21 protein-coding genes, 1 tRNA gene and 2 rRNA genes (1 of these 24 only partly in view) are annotated in these 24,330 nt (G+C 61.6%); 16 read left to right on the forward strand and 8 right to left on the reverse strand.

The window, feature by feature from the left end; translation table 11 throughout:
* The 3 genes from O6760_RS10890 to O6760_RS10900 form a co-directional block, all read left to right on the forward strand.
* Window positions 1–2,677: ribosomal RNA gene (locus tag O6760_RS10890) — 23S ribosomal RNA — on the forward strand; it begins 47 nt to the left of the window's first position.
* 370 nt (window positions 2,678–3,047) lie between these two features.
* Window positions 3,048–3,162, forward strand: a 5S ribosomal RNA gene (gene rrf / locus O6760_RS10895).
* A gap of 315 nt (window positions 3,163–3,477) precedes the next feature.
* A tRNA-Met gene (locus tag O6760_RS10900) sits at window positions 3,478–3,554 on the forward strand.
* A gap of 513 nt (window positions 3,555–4,067) precedes the next feature.
* On the opposite strand, the gene O6760_RS10905 is transcribed toward O6760_RS10900, so the two are convergent.
* The 8 genes from O6760_RS10905 to O6760_RS10940 form a co-directional block, all read right to left on the reverse strand.
* On the reverse strand, window positions 4,068–5,273 hold the full coding sequence (locus tag O6760_RS10905; RefSeq protein WP_269585393.1) for an acyl-CoA dehydrogenase family protein: 1,206 nt from the start codon (window positions 5,271–5,273) through the stop codon (window positions 4,068–4,070).
* Between the two features lie 497 nt (window positions 5,274–5,770).
* Entirely contained in the window at window positions 5,771–6,613 is an 843-nt protein-coding gene (locus tag O6760_RS10910) for a fumarylacetoacetate hydrolase family protein (protein ID WP_269585394.1), read from the reverse strand.
* Window positions 6,614–6,648: 35 nt separating this feature from the next.
* Window positions 6,649–7,182: an NADPH-dependent FMN reductase gene (locus tag O6760_RS10915; protein WP_269585395.1), complete on the reverse strand. Its 534-nt coding sequence runs from the start codon at window positions 7,180–7,182 to the stop codon at window positions 6,649–6,651.
* A 16-nt stretch (window positions 7,183–7,198) separates the two neighbouring features.
* Window positions 7,199–8,509: a TRAP transporter large permease gene (locus O6760_RS10920; protein ID WP_269585396.1), complete on the reverse strand. Its 1,311-nt coding sequence runs from the start codon at window positions 8,507–8,509 to the stop codon at window positions 7,199–7,201.
* Window positions 8,506–9,072, reverse strand: a complete 567-nt coding sequence (locus O6760_RS10925) for a TRAP transporter small permease subunit (protein ID WP_269585397.1) — start codon at window positions 9,070–9,072, stop codon at window positions 8,506–8,508. The genes O6760_RS10920 and O6760_RS10925 overlap by 4 nt, the downstream gene beginning before the upstream one ends.
* A gap of 9 nt (window positions 9,073–9,081) precedes the next feature.
* Window positions 9,082–10,137: a C4-dicarboxylate TRAP transporter substrate-binding protein gene (locus tag O6760_RS10930; RefSeq protein WP_269585398.1), complete on the reverse strand. Its 1,056-nt coding sequence runs from the start codon at window positions 10,135–10,137 to the stop codon at window positions 9,082–9,084.
* Between the two features lie 45 nt (window positions 10,138–10,182).
* Window positions 10,183–11,328 (reverse strand): CaiB/BaiF CoA transferase family protein, encoded by a 1,146-nt coding sequence (locus tag O6760_RS10935; RefSeq protein WP_269585399.1) that lies wholly within the window; start codon window positions 11,326–11,328, stop codon window positions 10,183–10,185.
* 3 nt (window positions 11,329–11,331) lie between these two features.
* Entirely contained in the window at window positions 11,332–12,144 is an 813-nt protein-coding gene (locus O6760_RS10940; RefSeq protein WP_269585400.1) for a citryl-CoA lyase, read from the reverse strand.
* 126 nt (window positions 12,145–12,270) lie between these two features.
* Here O6760_RS10940 and O6760_RS10945 point away from each other — a divergent pair, with 126 nt between their 5' ends.
* From O6760_RS10945 to O6760_RS11005, 13 genes are all read left to right on the forward strand, one after another.
* Window positions 12,271–13,134 carry a dioxygenase family protein gene (locus tag O6760_RS10945; RefSeq protein WP_269585401.1) on the forward strand — a complete coding sequence of 288 codons (864 nt, stop codon included), beginning with the start codon at window positions 12,271–12,273 and terminating at the stop codon, window positions 13,132–13,134.
* A gap of 2 nt (window positions 13,135–13,136) precedes the next feature.
* Window positions 13,137–13,940 carry an IclR family transcriptional regulator domain-containing protein gene (locus O6760_RS10950; RefSeq protein WP_269585402.1) on the forward strand — a complete coding sequence of 268 codons (804 nt, stop codon included), beginning with the start codon at window positions 13,137–13,139 and terminating at the stop codon, window positions 13,938–13,940.
* 25 nt (window positions 13,941–13,965) lie between these two features.
* Window positions 13,966–15,465 carry an amidohydrolase family protein gene (locus tag O6760_RS10955; RefSeq protein ID WP_269585403.1) on the forward strand — a complete coding sequence of 500 codons (1,500 nt, stop codon included), beginning with the start codon at window positions 13,966–13,968 and terminating at the stop codon, window positions 15,463–15,465.
* Between the two features lie 204 nt (window positions 15,466–15,669).
* Window positions 15,670–16,692: a uroporphyrinogen decarboxylase family protein gene (locus O6760_RS10960; RefSeq protein ID WP_269585404.1), complete on the forward strand. Its 1,023-nt coding sequence runs from the start codon at window positions 15,670–15,672 to the stop codon at window positions 16,690–16,692.
* A 504-nt stretch (window positions 16,693–17,196) separates the two neighbouring features.
* On the forward strand, window positions 17,197–18,276 hold the full coding sequence (locus O6760_RS10965; RefSeq protein ID WP_269585405.1) for a hydrogenase small subunit: 1,080 nt from the start codon (window positions 17,197–17,199) through the stop codon (window positions 18,274–18,276).
* Window positions 18,276–20,075 carry a nickel-dependent hydrogenase large subunit gene (locus O6760_RS10970; RefSeq protein WP_269585406.1) on the forward strand — a complete coding sequence of 600 codons (1,800 nt, stop codon included), beginning with the start codon at window positions 18,276–18,278 and terminating at the stop codon, window positions 20,073–20,075. The genes O6760_RS10965 and O6760_RS10970 overlap by 1 nt, the downstream gene beginning before the upstream one ends.
* A gap of 15 nt (window positions 20,076–20,090) precedes the next feature.
* Window positions 20,091–20,654 carry a HupE/UreJ family protein gene (locus O6760_RS10975; protein WP_269585407.1) on the forward strand — a complete coding sequence of 188 codons (564 nt, stop codon included), beginning with the start codon at window positions 20,091–20,093 and terminating at the stop codon, window positions 20,652–20,654.
* Window positions 20,655–20,669: 15 nt separating this feature from the next.
* Window positions 20,670–21,419 (forward strand): Ni/Fe-hydrogenase, b-type cytochrome subunit, encoded by a 750-nt coding sequence (cybH, locus tag O6760_RS10980; RefSeq protein ID WP_269586252.1) that lies wholly within the window; start codon window positions 20,670–20,672, stop codon window positions 21,417–21,419.
* Between the two features lie 350 nt (window positions 21,420–21,769).
* Entirely contained in the window at window positions 21,770–22,462 is a 693-nt protein-coding gene (locus tag O6760_RS10985) for a HyaD/HybD family hydrogenase maturation endopeptidase (protein WP_269585408.1), read from the forward strand.
* On the forward strand, window positions 22,462–22,812 hold the full coding sequence (locus tag O6760_RS10990) for a HypC/HybG/HupF family hydrogenase formation chaperone (RefSeq protein WP_269585409.1): 351 nt from the start codon (window positions 22,462–22,464) through the stop codon (window positions 22,810–22,812). The genes O6760_RS10985 and O6760_RS10990 overlap by 1 nt, the downstream gene beginning before the upstream one ends.
* Window positions 22,781–23,215, forward strand: coding sequence for a hydrogenase-1 expression HyaE (locus O6760_RS10995; protein WP_269585410.1), 435 nt, complete (start codon window positions 22,781–22,783; stop codon window positions 23,213–23,215). The genes O6760_RS10990 and O6760_RS10995 overlap by 32 nt, the downstream gene beginning before the upstream one ends.
* A gap of 23 nt (window positions 23,216–23,238) precedes the next feature.
* Window positions 23,239–24,108, forward strand: a complete 870-nt coding sequence (locus O6760_RS11000) for a hydrogenase expression/formation protein (RefSeq protein WP_269585411.1) — start codon at window positions 23,239–23,241, stop codon at window positions 24,106–24,108.
* Window positions 24,105–24,329: a rubredoxin gene (locus O6760_RS11005; protein WP_269585412.1), complete on the forward strand. Its 225-nt coding sequence runs from the start codon at window positions 24,105–24,107 to the stop codon at window positions 24,327–24,329. The genes O6760_RS11000 and O6760_RS11005 overlap by 4 nt, the downstream gene beginning before the upstream one ends.
* Window position 24,330 lies beyond the last annotated feature (1 nt).

The following is a 24,330-nucleotide window of genomic DNA, read 5'->3' on the forward strand; positions in this document are numbered from 1 at the left end:
CGATGAAGGACGTGATACGCTGCGATAAGTCATGGGGAGCTGCGAATAAGCTTTGATCCGTGAATTTCCGAATGGGGCAACCCACTCCGTATGGAGTACCCGCAAGGGAGCAAACCCGGGGAACTGAAACATCTAAGTACCCGGAGGAAAGGACATCAACCGAGACTCCGCTAGTAGTGGCGAGCGAACGCGGACCAGGCCAGTGGCTATAGAGTAAGAACCGGAACCGTCTGGAAAGTCGGGCCTTAGTGGGTGATAGCCCCTTACGGGTAGAAAACTTTATAGTCCTCGAGTAGGGCGGGACACGTGAAATCCTGTCTGAACGTGGGGGGACCACCCTCCAAGCCTAAGTACTCCTTGTCGACCGATAGCGAACAAGTACCGTGAGGGAAAGGTGAAAAGTACCCCGACGAGGGGAGTGAAACAGTTCCTGAAACCGGATGCCTACAATCAGTTGGAGGGCTTCGTGCCTGACAGCGTACCTTTTGTATAATGGGTCAGCGACTTAATTTAACGAGCAAGCTTAAGCCGATAGGTGTATGCGCAGCGAAAGCGAGTCTGAATAGGGCGCTTAGTTCGTTGGATTAGACCCGAAACCGAGTGATCTAGCCATGGCCAGGTTGAAGGTGCGGTAACACGCACTGGAGGACCGAACCCACGCCTGTTGAAAAAGTCGGGGATGAGCTGTGGCTAGGGGTGAAAGGCCAATCAAACTCGGAAATAGCTGGTTCTCCGCGAAATCTATTTAGGTAGAGCGTCGGATGAATACTCTCGGGGGTAGAGCACTGGATGGGCTATGGGGGCTTACCGCCTTACTGATCCTAACCAAACTCCGAATACCGAGAAGTACTATCCGGCAGACACACAGTGGGTGCTAACGTCCATTGTGGAGAGGGAAACAACCCTGACCGCCAGTTAAGGTCCCTAAGTTATGGCTAAGTGGGAAAGGATGTAGAACTCCCAAAACAACCAGGATGTTGGCTTAGAAGCAGCCATCATTTAAAGAAAGCGTAACAGCTCACTGGTCTAAATAAGGGGTTCCGCGCCGAAAATGTACCGGGGCTCAAGCCATACACCGAAACTGCGGGTGCATCTTTAAGATGCGCGGTAGCGGAGCGTTCTGTAAGTCTGCGAAGGGAGACCCGCGAGGGCTCCTGGAGATATCAGAAGTGCGAATGCTGACATGAGTAACGATAAAGCGGGTGAGAGACCCGCTCGCCGAAAGTCCAAGGGTTCCTGCGCAACGCTAATCGGCGCAGGGTTAGCCGGCCCCTAAGGCGAGGCCGAAAGGCGTAGTCGATGGGAATGCAGTTAATATTCTGCAGCTTGGTGGTAGTGACGGATGCCGTGTGTTGTATCTCCTTATTGGATTGGGGGTGCAGCGAAGGTGTTCCAGGAAATAGCTCCACCGTATAAACCGTACCCGAAACCGACACAGGTGGACTGGTAGAGCATACCAAGGCGCTTGAGAGAACTATGCTGAAGGAACTCGGCAAAATGCTCCCGTAAGTTCGCGAGAAGGGAGACCTCAGTTCGGGCAACCGGATTGGGGTGGCACAGACCAGGGGGTGGCGACTGTTTATCAAAAACACAGGGCTCTGCGAAGCCGCAAGGCGACGTATAGGGTCTGACGCCTGCCCGGTGCTGGAAGGTTAAGAGGAGGTGTGCAAGCACCGAATTGAAGCCCCAGTAAACGGCGGCCGTAACTATAACGGTCCTAAGGTAGCGAAATTCCTTGTCGGGTAAGTTCCGACCTGCACGAATGGCGTAACGACTTCCCCGCTGTCTCCAGCATAGACTCAGTGAAATTGAATTCCCCGTGAAGATGCGGGGTTCCTGCGGTCAGACGGAAAGACCCCGTGCACCTTTACTACAGCTTCACACTGGTATTCGTCACGACATGTGTAGGATAGGTGGTAGACGTCGAAGCAAGGGCGCCAGCTCTTGTGGAGTCACCCTTGAAATACCACCCTTGTCGTCATGGATATCTAACCGCGGTACAACAATATCCGGGACCGTGTGTGGCGGGTAGTTTGACTGGGGCGGTCGCCTCCCAAATGGTAACGGAGGCGCGCGAAGGTGGGCTCAGAGCGGTCGGAAATCGCTCGTTGAGTGCAATGGCATAAGCCTGCCTGACTGCGAGACTGACAAGTCGAGCAGAGACGAAAGTCGGCCATAGTGATCCGGTGGTCCCTCGTGGAAGGGCCATCGCTCAACGGATAAAAGGTACGCCGGGGATAACAGGCTGATGATGCCCAAGAGTCCATATCGACGGCATTGTTTGGCACCTCGATGTCGACTCATCACATCCTGGGGCTGGAGCAGGTCCCAAGGGTTTGGCTGTTCGCCAATTAAAGTGGTACGTGAGTTGGGTTCAGAACGTCGCGAGACAGTTCGGTCCCTATCTGCCGTGGGTGTAGGAGAATTGAGAGGATCTGTCCCTAGTACGAGAGGACCGGGATGGACGTACCTCTGGTGGACCTGTTGTGGCGCCAGCCGCATTGCAGGGTAGCTATGTACGGAAGGGATAACCGCTGAAAGCATCTAAGCGGGAAACCCACCTCAAAACGAGTTCTCCCTGAAGAGCCGTGGAAGACCACCACGTCGATAGGAAGCGTGTGGAAGTGCAGCAATGCATGAAGCTTAGCTTTACTAATAGCTCGTTCGGCTTGATTGCTCTCATTAATCAATGCTTATCTTGAAGCCAAAGGCTTCAATCTGATCGGTTTTGTTCTCACGGACGTACCGGCCCTGCCGGGCCTGTCCTGCGAACCACGCGGCCTGACCGGCCGGCGCGCACTTGCGCTTGCGGAGCAAAGCTCCGGAACGTGCCAGAACCAGGTCATCGATATTTAAGAAAAGACCAGTGTTCTCAAAGCCTTCTGGCTCCTGACCCGAAAGGGAAAAGAGCCCGGACCTTAAGGTCCGCAAGGCCGACCGGCCGCCGCGCGCTCGCGCGCCCCGTCCGGAGGTTAGGGCCAAAGGCCCGCTCAACCGTGAGGACACAAGTCAAACCAGTTTTACGTCGTAAAACTGCGCTTCGCCGGCCTGGTGGCCCCAGCGGGGAGCCCCCACCCGATCCCATCCCGAACTCGGCCGTGAAACTCCCCAGCGCCAATGGTACTGCATCTTAAGGTGTGGGAGAGTAGGTCGCCGCCAGGCCTGCTAATCGCAGTTTGAAACCTCTTCAACATAGCGCTCACGGCCGTACCGGGCTTCGCCCTGGCCTCCCGAATTTGTGCTCTTGGGGGCGGCCAAAATTGGCCGGCGCGCACTTGCGCTTGCCTTCGCTGCGCTTCGGAACTCTTGTCCCATACCGGCGCAGCATCCAAGGCACTAAAAATTCCAGGGCTTGCCCAAGATGGAGCAGCCCACGTTTGCCCGCAGGCGCAAAGCGCCGAGGACAAACAAAACAAACAAAAGGGCCTAAAAAAGGCCCTTCGAGGATACTCTGGTACCCTCTGATGAAACGAATAACGCGGGATGGAGCAGCCCGGTAGCTCGTCAGGCTCATAACCTGAAGGTCGCAGGTTCAAATCCTGCTCCCGCAACCAATAAACAACCCGGCCTCGTGCCGGGTTTTTTGTTGGGAAACGGATACAGATTTTGAGCTGACAGGGGCCCGAAAGGAGGGCTTCGCCCGACACCAAGGGACAAAAATCATTCAAATCCTGCTCCCGCAACCAAATCAAAAAAAAGCCCGTCCGCTAAATGCGGCGGGCTTTTTGACGTTCTGCGCCAAATCAACCCCGCGTTCAAAAGGGGGCAGCCCGTTCGGTCGGCTCAAGGTCCAGCGGACCTTGATCTTCTCGGGCCTCACCTCGTCAGGCTCATAACCTGAAGGGTGAGGGCGTTAAGCAATTGATCCAGTGGATCAATTGTAGCCCGAACGGTTCAAATCCTGCGCCCAGAACCACCATCATCAGCCCTGACTTGAAAAAGTCAGGGCTGTTTTTTGTTTGGGCCTCCCGCCTCCGCAAACACAGACAGGATCGGCACTAGGTCACCGTGAATGGTCACCGAAAGCTGGTCACTGTTCTAAGCTTCTTCCGGTCTTTGGGGGGCTGCTATTCGCCACTCTGCCATCGCCAGAAATCCCGATTTTCCTGCTCCAGGTGGCGCTCCAGCACCATCTTGTGAACCTCGTCAGCCCCGTCGACCAAACGTGCCTGCCTGGCGTAGCGATAAATCCACTCAAGGACGGTGTCCTTGGAATAGCCCCGCGCACCGTTGATCTGGATTGCTGTATCCGCCGCCTTGTGAAGGAGATTGGCAACATGAACCTTGGCCATGGAGACTTCCTTGCGTGCGAAGGAGCCGCGGTCCAGCTCCCAGGCGGCCTTCATGACCAGAAGTCGCCCGACCTCGATCTGCATGGCGAGATCGCCCAGCATCATCTTGATGCTTTCCCGGTCGGACAGGCGTTCTCCGAACGCGAACCGTTCCCTGGCATATGTCGTCGCGATCTCGACACAGCGTTTGGACAGGCCCAGCCAGCGCATGCAATGGGTCAACCGGGCAGGCCCGAGACGCATTTGCGTCAGTTTCAACCCGTCCCCCTCGTTCAGCAGCATGTCCGCGGCAGGAATTTCCATGTCCTCGAACACCAGCTCGCAATGCCCGCCGTGTTCTTCCGGCCCCATGATCGGGATGCGCCGGTCGATACGCCAGCCGGGTGTGTCCCTGTCGAACATGAAGGCGGTCAGGCCCTTGCGCGGATCGTCCGACGTCCTGGCCATCAGGATGAAATGCTGGGATTCTTCCGCTCCGGTGATGAACCATTTGCGGCCCCGGACGATGTAGCGGTCACCGGTTCTTTTCGCTGTTGTCAACATCATGGAAGGGTCGGAGCCACCGCCCGGATGCGGTTCCGTCATGACGAAGGCGGAGCGGACCCGGCCGTCCACGACAGGTTGAAGCCAGCGTTCTTTCTGGCCGGGCGTCGCGGTCTTTTCCAGCACCATCATGTTGCCGTCGTCGGGCGCGGCGGAATTGAACACCACCGGGCCGAAAATGGACCGGTTCATCTCCTCGTAACAAACCGCCATGCCGACCTTGTCGAGACCCTGGCCGCCGGTTTCCGGCTTCAGCTGCAGGCACCAGAGACCCTGGCTTCGTGCTTTCTCGCGAACAGTTTCCAGCACGTCGAGCCTGATGTTTTCGTGCGGATCGTAATTCGACCGGTCCTCTTCAAGGGGCAAGACGTCGTCTTCAACAAACCGAGCAATGCGGGCCCTGAAATCTTCTGTGCGGGGCGAGATACTGAAGTCCATGGTCTGTTCCTGACACGAATAATCCGGATGTACCGCAATCAATGCGACGGGCGGCCCGAGGTCAGGCGCTAACCAGTTGGAATTCGGCCCCGACCCCTTCCGGATCCGGACTGCTTCGCAGGCCGTTGTCAAGGCTTTTGGTCCTTGTCATTTCAGCGTTTGGCCAACGGGGGGCGGGAAACCAGAAACGCACCAGGACTGCGGGAGGCAGGACCGGCGCCCGCGCTGCCGAAATGTTGCGCCGAAGCTTTCGTCGGGCGAGATGCTCCGGAGGTGCCAAGTAGGTGTCAAGGAGGTGTCCGGGCCCGGCCCGTTGGGCGGCCGCGCGTTGAACGCGTTTTCCCTGGTGTCTTCAGGCCGGTTTGCAGCGATTCCGGCCCTCCTGGCTCTGCCGGGCTGACCAGGCCTTCAATTCCCGATCCAGGCGATCAAATGATCCCCGAACCGGGAAAATCCCGTGCCTGAGAACCGGTGTCAGAGCCGCACCAATGCTGCTGTCACTGTTCCTGCGCGACCTCGTTCCTGAGACACCCGACCTTGCTGATCTCGACTTCGACCGACATGCCCGGTTCGAGAAACAGCTGCGGTTTGCGATATCGTCCAACGCCTCCAGGCGTGCCGGTCACGATGATGTCCCCGGCATTCAGTGTCAGGACGGTCGAGGCGTAGGCAATGATTTCCGGTATGCCGATGGCGAGATCGGATATCGGCGCATGCTGTTCCACATTGCCGTTGACGCGGGTCGTCAGGGTCTGGTCGCGTATATCGCCGACCTCGTCGGGAGTGACCAGCCAGGGGCCCATCGAACCGGACTGTTCGAAACTCTTGCCGGGCCAGAACTGGGTGGTGTGGTTCTGGTAATCGCGAACGGATCCCTCGTTGAAACAGGAATAGCCCGCAATGTGATCCCAGGCATCGGCCTCGGCAATGTGGCGGCCATCCTTGCCGATGACGAATGCCAGTTCGCCCTCGTAGTCGAATTCCCGGCTGGCTTTCGGCCGCACGATCGGAACACCGTGCCCGACCACGGAAGAGGGATACCGCGTGAACAGGGACGGGTATTGTGGATGCGGGCGGCCGGATTCAAGAATGTGCGGCAGGTAGTTCAGTCCGACACACAGGATCTTGTCCGGGTTCGGAACCGGCGGCAGAAACGTGATGGCGTCGCGCGGCAACGCCTCGCCCACGCCCGTCAATTCGCCGGTTGCACCGGCGGCGAGGACGGCTTTCAGATCAGGGTACTTGCCGGCCAGCGCGGCGCCGGCATCGAGAACATGCTCGTCCCGGACCGTGCCGTAGGACCGGCTGCCGTCAGGACGTATGAAACTGGCTAGACGCATGAGTTGCTCCGTATTGCGCAAATTCCGGGGAAGGGTCAGCCGAGGCTGTCAAGAAACGGGCGGATCTCGGTCTCTGCGAAAGCGAGTACGTCCTCGTCGTTCAGCATGCCGTCACTCACCTTTGCATTGGCATGCGGGATCACGATTTCCTTGCAGGAATGCACCCGGGCCAGCATTCCGTTCAGAATGTATTTGAGGTGAGCCTGCGCACGGACCCCGCCCAGGGCGCCGCCTGAAACGCTGACGACGCAGCACGGCTTGTCCCTGAAGACGGAAGCGTAGGCCGGGCGCGAGGCCCAGTCGATGGCGTTCTTCAGGACACCCGGGACGCTGTAATTGTATTCGGGGGTGACGAATATGATGCCGTCGGCGGCCTGTACAAGTCCCAAGAACTCGGCAACGCCGGTGTTGCCGGTCACGTCCGCATTGTAATGGGGCAGCTTGCCGATATCCGCGGTGGTGAAGGTCGCATGATCCCCCAGCCGGTGCGCGAGCGCGCGGGCGGTGGCGCGCGACGAAGACGCTTCGCGCAGGCTACCGGGAACAAGAAGTATGTTGATGTCGGGCATTCGGGACCTCTTCTGGTCAGAAACGGGCGAGCCATGTGGCCGTGGAGGGGGCAATGACAATCACCGCAAGCGTGGCCAGCATTGCCAGCACGAAGGGGAAGGCGCCACCGAAGATCTCACCGACCTTGAGGCCGGGGTCGTCCATGGCGGACTTGATGGTGTAGACCGACAGGCCGAAAGGCGGGGTCAAAAGGCCGATCTCGACGGCGATCACGGTGATGACGCCGAACCAGACAAGATCGAACTGGGCCGCGTCCGCGACGGGCAGGGCAATCGGTAGGACAATCAGCATGATCGAAATGGAATCGATCAGGCAACCAAGCGCGACGATCAGCAGGATATAGGCGACCAGGAAACCATAGGGCCCGACATTGCCGGACAGGAAAAACTCGGCCAGTTCGCGGGGCACGCCTGACAGCGCGAGCATCCGGCTGAAAAACGTCGCGGCGAGGATGAGGAACAGCACCGATACGGTGATCTGCCCTGTCTCGACCAGAATGCGCCAGAACGTGGCCCGGTCGAGCGAGCGGCGGAGCACCGCAATCACCAGCGCTCCGAAAGCGCCCGCGGCGCCGGCCTCCGTCGGGTTCAGGTATCCCCTGTACAGACCCCCGAGAACGAGGATCATCAGCGACAGGATCGGAACGGACTTTGCGACTATGTCGAGAAGGCCGATGTCCGCATAGGCCGCCCCGTCGCCTCTTTCGAAGACGAATGTCCGGCGCGTGGAGGCAAGGAAGAAGATCGTCACGATGAAGGCGAGCGCGAGCAGCAGACCGGGGCCGATGCCTGCAAGGAACATGCGGCCGACCGACTGTTCGGCAAGCACGGCGTAGACGATCATCAGGAGCGAGGGCGGGATCAGCATGCCGAGCACCGACGACCCCGCGACAACGCCGGTGGCAAAGCGGTTGGTGTATCCGTGGCGGCGCATCTCCGGGACAGCGATACGGCTGAAGACTGTCGCCGACGCGATGGAAATGCCTGTGATCGCGGCAAACACGGCGTTGGCGAAGACGGTGGCGACCCCAAGCCCCGCGGTCACGCGCCTCAGCAATTTCTGAAACACGTCGAACGTGTCCTTGCCGACGCCCGAGACGGTCACGAGCAACCCCATCAGCACGAACAGCGGGACGACGGCGAAGAGATACTCCTCAAGGCTGTCATTCGCCACCTGGGTCATCATGCGGACGGCAACGGTTTCGTTCCGGATCAGCGCGACGCCGGCGAGCGAGACGGAGAGCATGCTGATGCCGATGGGCATGCCGATCAGGATGAGAAGGATCAGGACACCTATGGCGATTGCACCGATATCGAACGGGGTCATTTGACTGTCCTGCTGCGGAACGCCCCGATGATACGGAACACGAATTCGATGGAGGCAACGGCAAAGCCGGCCAGGATCAGAACGCGGAAAGGCCAGGTCGGCAGCGTCGCGATGCCGGTGACCCCGATGAACTCGACCGCAGAAATGTCCTTCTGGACAACCCGGATCGAGGCCCAGGCGATGATGCCGAGGACGAGCGCTCCGACCAGATTGTAGAAGCCGTTCAAGACGGCGCCGGTCTTCGGGAAAGCCTCGGAAAACGGGACGATGAAGACCTCGGTCCGCGCCAGCCGGCCGGCGCGAATGGTCGCCGCGAGCTGAAGCGCGACGAGCGTGACCACCAGGAGGGCGCCTCCCTCGGAGACGAGCGGAAGGGACGCCCCCATGGCGTTCCGGGCAATGATATCGGCGCAGATGATGATCATCAGTACACCGATCAGCACGGTTCCGAGGGCGGCAAAGGCCTCGACAAGCCGGCGCCAGGCCCTTTCGACACCGCTTTCGCGCGCCTCCCCCGCGGGGGAGGCGTCAATGTCCCTGGTGTCGTCCCTGTCTTCGCTCAAGGCGCGGCCCTACTTGTCCCAGTCGCGGACAGGCGACGCACCGGCGGCTCGCAGGCCTTCCATGTAGGCTGCGAGGAAAGCGTCCGCGGGAATGCCCCGCTCCTCCAGCGGCCCGGCCCATTCGCCCGCGATGTCAGGCAGCAGGTTCACCCATTTCGCGGTTTCGCCGTCCGGCATTTCGATGATCGTGGCACCGAGCTCGACCATCTTGTTCAGCGCGAATTCGTGGCGCTCGACAAGGTCCTTTCCGTGGCTCTCGGTATAATATTTGCCCGCCTCGATCATCGCGTTCTGGACTTCCTCCGGCAGGCCGTCCCAGGTGTCGCGGTTGATCGCGACGGCCCCGGAAAACACCGCACCACCGTCGAAGCGGGCGATGTAGGGGGCAACCTCGTAGAGCTTGATCGGCAGGGCGCCGAGGGCCAGCGAGAGCACGCCGTCGGAGACACCAGTCTGCACGTCCGTGTAGTAGGTCGGCAGCGATCCGTCGACCGCGTTGGCGCCGGTTCCGCGCAGCCAGTTGCCGAGCACACCCGGGGCCGAGATCTTGCGGCCATCGAGGTCCTCGATGCCGGAGATCGGCTCCTTGAGGTAGAAGTCATAGAGATCGGTTGCCGTCAGGCCGAGCACTTTCAAATTGTGCTGTTCCCACTCGTTTTTGAACGCCTCGTTGTTCTCGATGAGATCTTCCATGACCTTGAGCAGGAGGGGCGGATTGGAGGTGGCGAAGGGCGCGTTGGACGACCCCTGGCTGAGCGGCAGTTTCGCCTGTTCCAGGAAGGAGAACACCCAGCCCACATCCGTGATGCCTTCCTCGACGGAGGTCAGCGTGGCATTCGCCTTGTAGAGCTGGCCGCCGAAGGCCTCGTTCCACTCGATCTTGTAATTTCCCTCACCGGCAAGAATCTCGTCGGTTTTTGCCATGAAGTGGGTCTGGATCATTCCGACCCAGGGCACGACGGTCGGGTGGCTGGAGGCCACGGTAAGGTTTATCGTCTCCTGGGCATGCGTCTGCACAGGCAGCGCAAGCACGGCGCAAAGAAGCGCTCCACGAATGAATTTCATTTTCTTCCTCCCATGAAGGCGGCCTGTGGGCCGCGGACAGCCGGTTTAGCTTGCCTTTCTTTTTGCTATTTCGGCCCGGATTTCCTCGCCATGTTCGTCCAGGACGGGGGGCGGCAAGACGTTGAGTTCCGGGCTTCCGTCAAAGTTGTAGGGCGCGCGGACCGTGGTGAACGTTCCGCGTTCCGAAGACGGGGCTTCGACCTTCAGGTTCAGGTGCTGCGCCTGCGGGTCTTCGAGCGCCTCGTTTGAATCATAGGCCGGCGCGTGCGGTACCTCGTTGGCCAGCAGGAGCGCGCACCACGCGTCGCGCGTCCTTGTTTTGAAAATCGGCGTGAAGTGCTCGATCAGGCCTTCCTGGTGCTTGATCCGTTCCAGCCGCTCGGCAAAACGCGGGTCGTCCTTCAGCTGCTCCTGTCCCGTCGCGGCGAGGAAGCCCTCCCAGAACTTGTCGGGCGAGGACATGTGGATGGCGATCCATGTCCCGTCCCCGCATTCGAACGTGTAGGACTGCGACACGACGGGGCGCGAGAGCGGACCCATGACCTCGTTTACGGAGTAAAAGTGGGTGAAGCTGTCGAGGTTGAAATGGCACATCGCCTCCAGCATCGAAATGTCCAGCCGTCTGCCCTCGCCGGTTTTCGAACGCTCCAGGAGCGCGGCGAGGAGGCCCATCGCGGCATACTGGCCGGTAACGGCATCCGCGATGGCGGGACCGATGACGCGGGGGTTGGTGGGAGGGGTCAGCAGCCGGAGGTAGCCGCTCGCGGCCTGCGCGACGGTATCGTAGGCGGGCCGGTCACGGGAAGGGCCGGACTGGCCGAAGCCCGAGATGGCGCAATAGATCAGGTCGGGGCGGATTTTCCGGAGCTGGTCTTCACCGGCGCCGAGTTTCTCGGCCACGCCGGGACGGAAGTTCTGGATGAAGACGTCCGCGGTCGAGACGAGGTCGTGCAGGACCGACAGGTCGGCAGGATCCTTGGTGTCGAGCGCGATGGAGCGCTTGTTGCGGTTGTATGTCTGGTAATGCGGCGAATAGAGGCCGCCCTTGAACGCGCGAAACGGGTCGCCGGTGCCGGGGCGTTCGACCTTGATGACGTCGGCGCCGAGATCGGCAAGGTGCATGCCGGCCGCGGGACCCGTGATGTAGGTGCCCAGTTCGACGACGCGGATATCCTTCAGTATTTTGACCATGGTTTACTCCGCAGCCGTGGAGTGCCGCGCCGAGGGTTTGCCGTCATACTCGATGGCAAGGTCGGCCTTGTGCGACATGATGAATCCGATCGAGCGCCGTGTTTCCTCGAAAAGGTGGGCCGAAAGGCCTGCGGTGCGGGCCAGAAGCGGCACGGCCTTGATCGCATCGAGCGGCCAGCCCGCGTCGAGGATGCAGGCCGGGATCGCGCCCGACACGTTGATCGGCAGCGGGCGTTCGATGATGCGCGGGGCGTGCTCTCCCAGGATACGAAGCATCTCGATATATTTGCCCGTGATGCCCAGGTCGTCGGCGATCGCCAGAAGCCTGTCGGCGCGCGGATCGCCGGAATTGTGTTGCGGGTGGCCGAGACCGGCGACCTTGCGGCGGTTGGCCTTGTGTTCGTTGAGACTGGCAATGGCGGCGGTTTCCATATCGGTGCCATCCTGCTCCGCCTTCGCGACCAGTTCGGCCAGATAACGGCCCGCGGTCTCCGAGCTTCCGGCGACAACGCTGCCCATGCCGAGCAGGCCTGCCGCCATGGCGCCCTGCCAGGCGTCGGGACCGGCCGCGAGCGTCATGCGCGCTGCCTGCACCGAGGGCACAAGCCCGTGCTCGGCGATTGCGACAAGACAGGCGTCCATCATGTCGCGCTGTGCTTCGCTCGGCTTCTCGCCCAGAACAAGCAGCCAGAAATAATCGGTGAAATTGATCTTCCCGATCAGGTCGTCGCAAAGGTCATGACCCCGGACCGTCACGCTCTCGGCATCCGAGGTCGCAATGGCCGTGAAGGACTGATCCTGCTTTCCGATACGCATGTCTCTTCCTCATTTTTTCGCAATGCGAAAACTTTTGCACTTGCCGAAAAGTATGGAGCGGACTAGCTTCCAGTCAAGTCGAATTATCGAGCGTTGCGCCCGGCAATCGGGATTGGGAGGAAAAACATGCGGGATATCAATCAGTTCACGATCACTGAAGCCGTCAAGCAAACATTCAAGACCGAGCCCGGCAGCCGCTTTGAGCAGCTGTTGCACAGTTTTCTTGACCACCTGCACGACTTCACGAGAGAAAACCAGGTCAACCACGAAGAGTGGATGGGTGTTCTGAATTTCCTGTACGACTGCGGTCAGATCTCGACACCGGAGCGGCACGAATTCATCCTTCTGTCGGACGTGCTCGGGTTCTCGGCCCTGGTCGACATGATCAACACCAAGGGCGGTGCCACCGAAGGCTCGAACCTCGGTCCGTTCTACCTTGATAAAGCACCGCGCAAGACGCTCGGTTCCGACCTGTCGGACGAACGTGACGGTGTCTGCGTGCTGGTCCACGGCAAGATCACCGACACGCTGCACAATCCCTTGCCAGGTGCGATCATCGATACCTGGCAGGCGGACTCGTCGGGAACCTACCCGATCCAGGAACAGGACCAGGGGCAGGACAAGTTCGACCTTCGCGGTGTTTTCGAAGCCGATGACACCGGCCGTTTCTACTACACAACCGTATTGCCGAAGCCCTACACGGTTCCCTATGACGGGCCCGTCGGAAAGCTTCTGCGTGCAGGAAATCGCCATGCCTGGCGGCCTGCGCATCTCCACTACATCGTGCGTGCACCGGGAATGAGCTCGATCACGACGGAAGTCTTCTTCGAGAACATGGAATATCTCGACAATGACGCCGTCTTCGGGGTTCGCAAGTCATTGATCGCCAGCCTGGATCCTGCCAAGGACATTGATGCATTTGGTTATGAACTCGAAAAGAAGCCAGACGCCGTTTGTACCTTTGACTTCGTACTGGCCCCAGAAAGCTGATCTTGACACAAATCCATGAAAAACCGGCAGAATTCGTCGAAGCCCTGGCGAAGGGAATTGCCATTCTCGAAGCGTTCGATGCCGCCAACCCGGAGATGACCCTTTCCGAAGTCGCGCGCCGGGTGGGGCTGACGCCGGCCGCCGCGCGCCGGTCGCTCATGACGCTGGAAACACTGGGCTATATCGGCCGGAGGGACAAACGCTTCCACCTCCGGCCCAAATTGATGGCGCTCGGTTCGGCCTTCTATTTCTCGGCACGGATTGACGAGATCTTGCAGGAGGATCTGCGCGGCATCGTCGAACAGTTCGGCGACGCATCTTCGGTCGGAACGCTCGACGGCAATGACGTGATCTACGTCGCCCATCATTCGGTGCAGCGTGCGCGGCGCGCTGCGGCGGTCCCCGGCGCGCGGTATCCGGCCTATGCCACGTCCATGGGCCGGGTCCTGCTGGCCGGATTGTCGGACGACAACCTGGATGCCTATCTCCGGACCTGTCAGCCGAAACCCCTGACGTCCAGGACCTGCACCGACCCCGCGGCACTGCGGGACGAGATCATGGGAGCCCGGACCAACGGCTATGCGATCACCGTTGATCAACTCGACTACGGCATCACCGCGCTCGCCGTGCCGGTACGCGATCCCGGCGGCGCGGTTGTCGCTGCGCTCAATACCTCTGGCTATACCGGCATGGTGACACCGGAGCTGCTTTTGAAGGAGCGGCTGCCGGCGCTTCGGGAAGCCGCATCTCACATCGCATATCAACTGACCCGCTATCCGACGCTCAGGTCGGTTCTGAGCGGATAACCAAGTTTCTGGGAGGAGACAGACCATGTGCAGACTTTGCAGCCCCGCAACGCCCAGGGCGCTATGCCCTGGAAATGTCCCGATCTTTTGCGCTCCTCCCGACAGCAATTCCGGAGCGGCGGCGGCCCAGGCGGCGACCACCAGGATCACGGCGGCGCCCCTGCCCGAACTCTCCGGCGAGAAAGGCACCCGGCTCCTGATCAAGGGCGGCGTGGTGATGTCCGTCGATGATGCGGTCGGCAACCACGCCAGGGGCGACGTGCTGGTGGAAGGATCGAAGATCGTCGACGTCGCCGCCAATATCGACGCGGCCGACGCGCATGTGATCGATGCCACGGGCAAGATCGTCATGCCGGGCTTCATCGACACCCATCACCACCAGTTCGAGACCGGGCTGCGCTCTTCGCTCGCCGACGCCATCGTCGTCAATGACGGCAAGCCGGAAAACGCGAAAAACTATTACGAGACGATGCTGCTCAATTTCTCGCAGCACTACCGGCCCCGCGATGTCTATATCAACGAGCTCTACGGCGGCCTTGCCCAGCTGGACGCGGGCGTGACCACGGTGATGGACGTGAGCCAGATCCATCATTCGGCCGAGCACTCCGATGCCGCAATCGAGGGCCTTCGCGATGCCGGCCGGCGCGGCGTCTTCGGCTATTTCGAAGGCTGGTGGGACGGCAAGGAACATCCGGGCGGCGCGCGGCGGATCCGCAAGGAACACTTCAGCTCCGACGACAGCCTGCTGACCATGGTCATGGGGGGCGAGATCTATATCGAGGGCTACGAGGAGATGTGGCAGATCGGGCGTGAGCTGGACCTGCAAATCGCGCTGCATGTCGTGACCACCTTCGGCATGACGCCGATCTTCGACGAACTGGCCAAGAAAGGTGTTTTCGGACCGGACAACATCTTCATCCACATGACCGGCATGACCGACGATGCCTGGAAGGCGGCCGCCGATGCCGGCGCGCATGTGTCTCTTTCGGTCCCGATCGAGATGCATATGCGTCACGGCGAACCGCCGATCCAGAAAGCCCTCGACCTTGGCATGTCGGTGTCGCTGTCGTCGGATGTCGAATGCACGATGTCGGCGGACTTTTTCACCCAGATGCGCAGCATGCTTACGCTCCAGCGGATGCGCGCGAACGAGCGGGCCTTGTCCGGCGACGAGGACTTCCCGGCGCTGATGCGCACATCCGACGCAATCCGGCACGCAACCATCGAAGGCGCCAGGGGGCTGCGGCTCGACCGGAAAACCGGATCCCTGACGCCGGGCAAGGACGCCGATATCATCCTGCTGGACGCCGAGGCGATCAACGTGGCGCCGCTCAACAATGCGCCGGGCGCGGTCGTCACCCTGATGGATCGCACGAACGTGGACACCGTGATGGTGGCGGGCAAGATCCGGAAATGGCAGGGGCAGCTGCTGGGCCATGATATGGACAAGCTTCGCCGGGAGCTGGAAGAGAGCCGCGACTACATTTTCGAAAAGGCCGGCGTGGAACAGGATCTCTTTGCCTAGGATGCCGGCCGGCAACCGGCGCGAAGGGCCCGCGGGCCGTGCCACGTGCCCCCGTAAGCTGCCGCGCCGCCGAGCCCGGCGGCAGCAATCCGGGTGCATTGGTGGCTTGCCCGGGATCAGGTCAGGGCAGGCCGGGATTGTGATGACATCGGCCGGATGCGGGCGGAACACCCCGCTGCCGGTTCACAGCAGGAATGCAAGACCATGTTATTTCCCACGACACTCGTCGGCAGCTACTGCCAACCCGACTGGCTGATCGATCGCGAGAAGCTGAAGGGCCAGTTCCCGCCGAGAACCCGCGCGCGTGAACTCTGGCGCATTCCGGAAGCGTTCCTGCGCGAGGCGCAGGACGACGCCACGCGGGTCGCGATCCGCGAGCAGGAGGAAGCGGGCCTCGATATCATTACCGACGGCGAGATCCGGCGGGAGAGTTACTCCAACCGTTTCGCGACGGCGCTGGACGGCGTGGATCTCGACAATTACGGCGAGGTGATGACCCGTTCCGGCAGCCCGGTTCCGGTGCCGCGGATTGTCGGCAGGATTGCCCGCGCACGTCCGGTGGAGGTCGAGGACCTGAAATTCCTCCGCGCCCATACCAAACGAAAGGTCAAGATCACGCTGCCCGGGCCCTTCACGATGAGCCTTCAGGCCCAGAATGACTATTACCCGTCCACGGCCGATGCCGCGATGGACTATGCGGACGCCGTCAGGGAAGAGATCGCCGACCTGTTCGCGGCCGGCGCGGACATCGTGCAGCTCGACGAGCCGTGGCTCCAGGCCAAGCCGGAGATTGCGGCCGAGTACGGCGTCGAGGCGATCAACAGGGCGCTTGAGGGCGCTGCCGGCACCACGGCCGTGCACATCTGCTTCGGCTATGCCGCCATGACCAAGACCCGGCCCGAAGGCTACTCCTTCCTGCCGCAGATGAAGGCCTGCACCTGCGACCAGATCAGCATCGAAACGGCGCAGGCGAACCTCGACACCTCGGTGCTGGAGGAACTGCGCGGCAAGACGATCATGGTCGGTGTCCTGGACCTGGCCGACATGGCCGTCGAGACACCGGAGATCATCGCGGCCCGCATCCGCCGTGCGCTGCCTCATGTCGACGCGGAGAAAGTGGTCGTCGCCCCCGATTGCGGATTGAAATACCTGCCGCGCGACGTGGCTTTCGGAAAAATGAAGGCCATGGCGGACGGGGCCGCCATTGTGCGTGCGGAACTCAGCTGACCCGCCTCTCGGGTTGCCGTGATTTCCCGGGCCGCACCGGCCCGTCCCCGCCGGATCTTGTCGTTGCCGTGGCGGCCGGGTGGGCTGGCGCATATGCGCCGACCCGGCCGTGCATTTCCGGTTCCCAAGGGGGCAACGACCCGTGTCGGACCGCGACCTCGTCCGGACTGCCGGGGCCGCGTCACGCGGCCCGCCTTGCCGGCCCCTGAATATCTCTTTCAAACAAAAACCGGACCGCGTTCAAGACGCGGGAACAAGCCGAATAGCCGGATGAAGGATTGCGGTTTTCGCAATCGGCGCGACCGGGAGCGAGGTGGCAAGTTTCCTTTCAGTTTGAAAGCCGGCAGCGGTTAACGCCACTCTAACAGCGGTGTCGAAACCTCTCATTTTTTCTAAAACTCGTTCAAGAACAACATGATAACGAATTGGCCCGTTTCCTGCTTTGAATTCCATGGAGCGGTGGCAACAAGCCGCCCGACAACACCCTGTGGAGGAGAGAGGGGCATGACCGAGACCTTCTATGACGTGATGCGGCGCCAGGGCATCACGCGGCGAAGTTTCCTGAAATTCTGTTCACTGACGGCGGCGGCACTGGGGCTGGGGCCGAGTTTCGCGCCGCGTATCGCCGAGGCGATGGAAACCAAGCCGCGCATTCCGGTTCTGTGGCTGCACGGCCTTGAATGCACCTGCTGTTCGGAAAGCTTCATCCGCTCCGCGCATCCCCTCGCCAAGGACGTGATCCTGTCGATGATCTCGCTCGACTATGACGACACGATCATGGCGGCGGCCGGCCACCAGGCCGAGGCGATCATCCAGGAAACGGTCGAAAAATACGACGGCAACTACATCCTCGCCTGCGAGGGCAATCCGCCGCTCAACCAGGAGGGCATGTCCTGCATCATTGCCGGCCGGCCGTATCTCGAACAGCTCCAGCATGCGGCCGCGCACTGCAAGGCGATCATCTCCTGGGGCTCCTGTGCCTCCTGGGGCTGTGTCCAGGCCGCGCGTCCGAACCCGACCCAGGCGGTGCCGATCCACAAGGCTCCCGGCATTCCGGGCGACAAGCCGATCATCAAGGTGCCGGGGTGCCCGCCGATCGCGGAAGTCATGACGGCGGTCATCGCCTATCTGGTCACCTTCGAGCGGTTCCCGGAGCTCGACCGCCAGGGGCGGCCGAAGATGTTCTATTCCCAGCGCATCCACGACAAGTGCTACCGCCGGCCGCATTTCGATGCCGGCCAGTTCGTCGAGAGCTTCGACGACGAGGGCGCGCGCAAGGGCTACTGCCTCTACAAGGTCGGCTGCAAGGGGCCGACCACCTACAACGCCTGCTCGACCGTCCGCTGGAACGGAGGCCTGTCCTTCCCGATCCAGGCCGGGCATCCGTGCATCGGCTGCTCCGAGGACGGGTTCTGGGACAAGGGCAGCTTCTATGACCGCCTGACCGACATCAAGGGCTTCGGCGTCGAGGCCGACGCGGACAAGATCGGTGGAACGGCCGCCCTTGTCGTGGGCGCGGCCGCCGCCGGCCACGCCGCTGTCAGCGCGGTCAAGCGCGCCCGCCAGAAGGGAGGAGATGAATAATGGCTACCCTGCGCACCCCCAACGGGTTTGATCTCGACACGTCCGGCAAGCGCGTCGTCGTCGATCCGGTCACCCGCATCGAAGGCCACATGCGCTGCGAGGTGAATGTCGACGAGGATAACATCATCCGCAACGCGGTCTCGACCGGCACCATGTGGCGTGGCCTGGAAGTGATCCTGAAGGGCCGCGATCCGCGCGATGCCTGGGCTTTCACCCAGCGCATCTGCGGTGTCTGCACCGGCACCCATGCCCTGACCTCCGTCCGGGCCGTGGAAGACGCGCTTTCGATCGATATTCCCGAAAACGCCAACTCCATCCGCAACATCATGCAACTGTCGCTGCAGGTGCATGACCACCTGGTGCATTTCTATCACCTCCACGCCCTCGACTGGGTCAACCCGGTCAATGCGCTGAAGGCGGATCCCAGGGCGACGTCCGCCCTGCAGCAGCAGGTCTCGCCGCGGCACGCGAAATCGTCCCCGGGATATTTCCGTGACATCCAGAACCGCCTGAAGAAGTTTGTTGAATCCGGCCAGCTCGGCCCGTTCAAGAACGGCTACTGGACCAATCCGGCCTACCTGTTGCCGCCGGAAGCCGATCTCATGGCCGTCACCCATTATCTGGAAGCGCTCGATTTCCAGACGGAGATCATGACCACGCGCACGATCTTCGGCGGCAAGGACACCCACCCCAACTGGCTGGTCGGCGGCGTGCCCTGCGCCATCAACATGGACGGCAACCTGTCGGCGGGCGCACCGCTCAACATGGAGCGGCTCAGCTATGTTTCGGGTGTGATCGATCGGACGATCGAATTCGTCGAAAACGTCTACATCCCGGACCTGATCGCGATCGCCGGTTTCTACAAGGGCTGGCTTTACGGCGGCGGCCTGTCGTCGAAGAGCCTGCTCGCCTACGGCGACATTCCGGACCGGGCCAACGACTACTCGGCCGAAAACCTGATGATGCCGCGCGGTGCCATCATCGACGGCAAGCTCTCGGAGGTCCATGAGGTCGACCTGAGGGATCCGGAACAGATCCAGGAATTCGTGCCGCACTCCTGGTACAAGTATGCCGACGAAGCCCAGGGGCTGCACCCGTGGGATGGCGTGACCGAGCCGAATTACGCGCTCGGGCCCGATCTCGTCGGCTCATCGACCAACATTGTCCAGATCGACGAAAACGCCAAATACTCCTGGATCAAGGCGCCCCGTTGGCGCGGTCATGCGATGGAGGTCGGGCCGCTCGCCCGCTACGTCATCGGCTACATGCAGGGCCACGAGGAGATCAAGGACCAGGTCGACAGCACCCTGTCCACGCTCGGCGTGCCGATCGACGCCCTGTTCTCGACCCTCGGGCGCACCGCCGCGCGCGGGCTGGAAGCCCAATGGGCCGCGCGCAAACAGCGCTATTTCATGGACAAGCTGATCGCCAACATCAAGGCAGGCGACACGTCGACGGCGAACTCCGAAAGCTTCGATCCGTCCACCTGGCCGACGGAGGTCAAGGGTGTCGGCTTCACCGAAGCCCCGCGCGGGGCGCTCGCGCACTGGATCAGGATCAAGGACACCAAGATCGACAACTACCAGTGCGTCGTGCCGACGACCTGGAACGGCAGCCCGCGTGACAACGAGGGCAATATCGGTGCGTTCGAAGCCTCGCTGATGAACACGAAGGTGGAACGGGCCGAAGAGCCTGTCGAGATCCTGCGCACCCTGCACAGTTTCGATCCGTGCCTGGCCTGTTCGACCCATGTCATGGGTCCGGACGGCGAGGAACTTGCCGAAATCAAGGTGCGCTAGAGGGAGGAAACAGTCATGAGGAAACTCGGAACAACGATACTGTCCGGCATGGGGCTTCTGCTGGCCGGTCCCGCGCTGGCCCATACCGGGGGCGATTTGAGCCTGTCGGCAGGCCTGCTGCACCCCGTCACCGGCATCGACCATCTTCTGGCGATGATCGGTGTCGGCGTCCTGGCCGCGCAGCGTTCAACCGTCGATGCATGGAAACTGCCCGCGGCCTTCGTGACGGCGCTTGCGATCGGCACGTTCATCGGCCTGTCGGGGGGGACGGTCCTGAACGCCGAGCCCGGCGTCCTGGCCTCGCTGTTCGTGTTCGGTGCGCTGATTGCCGCGGGAACCCGGGTGGGCCTTTCGGCCGGCCTGTCGGTGGTCGCCCTGTTCGGTCTTTTGCACGGCCTGGCGCATGGGGCTGAGGCGGCCGGGGCGACGGCGGTCTATCTGGCGGCCTTTCTTGCCGCCGGTGCGGGTCTGCACGGGTTCGGCTTTGCCCTTGGCCGCAAGGTGGAGGTCCTGACCCACGGCCGTCTGGCCACGGGCCTGGTCCTTGGCGCCGGCGGCCTCGCCCTGGCGATCACATAGGAGGCGGTCATGACCATGGATGCAATCGGGTCCGGCGCCGCCGAACCTGCCAAGCCTGCCGCCACAGGCAGCGCCTCCCACAAGGAGGAAGCCGTCTATATCTACCAGGCACCGGTCCGGATCTGGCATTGGGTCAACGCCCTCGCCATCCTGGTCCTCGGCGTCACGGGGTATTTCATCGGGTCCCCTCCGCCTGCCATCGGGGGAGAAGCCTATGACAGCTTCCTGTTCGGATGGATCCGCTACCTTCACTTCGTTGCGGGTTACATCCTGGCGGTCGCGTTCCTGTTCCGGATCTACTGGGCCTTTGTCGGCAACAAGCATGCCCGGCAGATTTTCCTGCCGCCGGTCTGGCGCGCCCGCTTCTGGAGCGAATTGCTGCACGAGGTGAAGTGGTACGCGATGTTCGCGAAGGAGCCGCTGAAATACGCCGGCCACAATCCGCTGGCCACGCTCGTCATGCATGTCCTGTTCGTCTGGTGCATCGTCTTCATGATCTTCACCGGATTCGCGCTCTACGGCGAAGGAACAGGCATGGGAACCTGGCAGTACACGCTGTTCTCGAGCTGGATCATCCCGCTCTTCGGACAGAGCCAGGACGTGCACACCTGGCATCATCTCGGCCTCTGGGTGATCGTGTGTTTCGTGATCGTCCATGTTTACGCGGCGGTCCGCGAAGACATCATGTCCCGCCAGTCGATCATCTCATCCATGTTCTCCGGATGGCGGACGTTCCGGGACGACAAGCCGATCGCCGACGAATAGGCCGCCTGGCCGAACCGGCAGGCAATTTTCAACCTTTCCCGGCGGGCGTAAGCGCCCGCCGTTTTTTTGGGGGGCCGAAAACGCTGTTTTTCCGCTGCCCAATCGGTAGCAATTCATCCACTTCCGATGTCCTTGGAAAATCCTCCAGTGAAAGCTTTCTTTCCAGTTTGCTCGAAATCTGAAAGAAAAATTTTCACATGATCTCGCGCTTCGTCAAAAAACAGTAGGTAAATCAAGGAATTTAGAGGGTGCGGCGAGTTGGCACATCGATTGCTCAGTAGAGGCCAACAAGACGCAACAAGGCGCCCGCTCATTCGCCTGGAGTGAACGAGGCGCGGGAGGAGAGTGCCATGGGAGAGGGGGCTCCCGCCGTGCTGGTTCTCGGGATCGGGAATCTGCTGTGGGCGGACGAGGGATTTGGTGTACGCGCCGTCGAGGAGCTGCACCGCCGTTACGATTTCGATGACAACGTCAAGGTCATGGATGGCGGCACCCAGGGTGTCTACCTGGTTCAGCACATTCGCGATGCCGATGTCCTGATCGTCTTCGATGCCGTCGACTACGGAATACAACCCGGAACCATGAAGCTCGTTCATGGCGACGAAGTGCCGAAATTCCTCGGCGCCAAGAAGATCTCGCTTCATCAGACAGGCTTTCAGGAAGTGCTCGCCATGGCAGAGATGCTGGGCGACTACCCCGACCATTTGCTGCTGATCGGGGTTCAGCCGGTCGAGCTGGAGGATTACGGCGGCAGCCTGCGTCCGCAGGTCAGGGACCAGATCGACCCTGCCATCGACAGCGCGCTCACGTTCCTCTCCGATCTCGGCGTCGAGGCCCGGCCGCGGGTCGCGCCGCTTGGTGAAGACGACACCATTGCCAGCCTCGAAATGACGCTCGGCCGCTACGAGACCGGCCGGCCGAACGCCGCCGATGCCTTTCGGCATGGCGATAGCCGGTTGCTTGCCGGGGACGGCTGGTCCGGTCCGGTCGACTTCGAAGCCGAAGTCGCCGAACTGGTCGCACGGCCGGCGGAGAAGAGCTGATGTGCCTGGGCATTCCCATGCAGGTGATCTCGTCGGATTTCGGTTTCGCGCGGTGCCGGGCAGAGGACGGCGAGCACGAGATCGACGTCCGCCTTGTTGGCAACGTTCAGCCCGGGACCTGGGTCCTGACGTTCCTGGGCGCCGCGCGCGAGATCATGGACCCGGTATCGGCAAGACGCACGAGAGATGCGCTCAAGGCGCTTGAACTGGTGATGCAGGGTGAAACGGATGTGGATCACCTCTTTGCCGATCTGGTTGCGGCAAGGACGGATGAACCGGACGTATCCCCCGAAAAGGATTTCAAGGAAAGGACAAGCGATGCATTCACCGCTGCTGACATCGATCATTGAACGCGAAGCGTTGCCTGTCGTTGACGAGACGACCCTCGACAGGCTTGCAACGGATGCGGCGTTCTCGATGGTCTTTTTTCCGGGTGATGCCGAGCGCCTCGCCGAGAGCAACGATGTGGCCGTGATCCTGCCGGAACTCCACAAGGCGTTTTCCGGAAACATTGCCGCGTTCGTGGCCGATCGCGGCAGCGAGCGCGAGCTCCAGCGCCGGTACCGCTTCAACCGTTTCCCGAGCCTCGTTTTTCTTCGGCACGGGCACTATCTGGGCGTCATCCAGGGGGTGCGGGACTGGGCCGACTATCTCAACGAAATTTCCGAGATCCTGAGCCGCGAACCCAGCGACCCGCCGCCTTTCAGGTTTCCGGACGGCTGCGGCGCGCCGGCCGGCGTTCACACCCACTGATCCTCGGCGAAGGGAGAATGACCATGAGCACTATCAATGATCCTTTCGACGGGCCGATGACCGGCCCCCTGGTCGGGCCCGGCAGCCAGCCGCAGGACGAGGACGGCGGTGTCCTGGAATACATGCAGATGCCGTCCGGCATGATGACATTCGAGGCACCGGATCTGCCGGAGCCGGAAGAGACCGGCGGTCTCTCGGACGGGTTGGGCGTTCTGGAAACTCTCGTTGGTCACTTGAAGGGATATGACCCGAAAGGTCCTGCCCGCCGTCTCGATCTGAGCCATCTGGAGCCGGCGAACCTGGATCTGGTCAACCAGGCGCTCGGCGAGGGCGAAGTCTCCGTGATCGGCGGCGCGCATCTGCAGGCGCAGGAGTCCGTTCTGGCCGGCGTCTGGCGCGTCCGGCGCACGCCCGGCGGCGAATATCCGGCGGCGGACTATGTCGAGGTCGGTGCCTTCCCGACGGAGGTTCTCGACTCGGTCTTCGAAACGGCACAGGACGCGGTCACGATGCCGGACACGCTCGGCCCGAATATCTTCAACGCGCCGCCGCTCGTTCCGGAAATCAATGAGCACGTTGCCGGGTCCGGCGAGGCATCGGGACCGCATGTCATCAACCTGTCGCTGCTGCCTCACACGGAGGAAGACCTGGCCTTTCTCGCCGAACGGCTGGGCCCGGGGAGTGCGACCATCCTGTCACGCGGTTATGGCAATTGCCGGATCTCCTCGACGGGCACGAAGAACACCTGGTGGGTGCAGTTCTACAATTCCCAGGACGCGCTGATCCTGAACTCGATCGAGATTGTGCGGGTGCCGGAAGTCGCCTGCGCGGCGCCGGAGGATATCGCCGATTCCGCCGAGCGCCTCGAGGAGATCCTGGGAGTCTACCGATGAGCGACGGGTTCTTCGCCGGGTCCTATGGCGGTGACGATCGCAAGATCGGGCCGGCAACCCGGCTGGAATGCAAGATCTGCTGGCATGTCTATGACCCGGCCGAAGGCGACACCTACTGGCAAATCCCGCCCGGTACGCCGTTCGCGGCCCTGCCGGAGCACTGGAGCTGCCCGGAATGCGATGCCGGCAAGGCGGGATTCATGGTTCTGGAGGAGGGCTGAC

This window comes from Roseibium sp. Sym1 (assembly GCF_027359675.1).
Lineage (GTDB): Bacteria > Pseudomonadota > Alphaproteobacteria > Rhizobiales > Stappiaceae > Roseibium.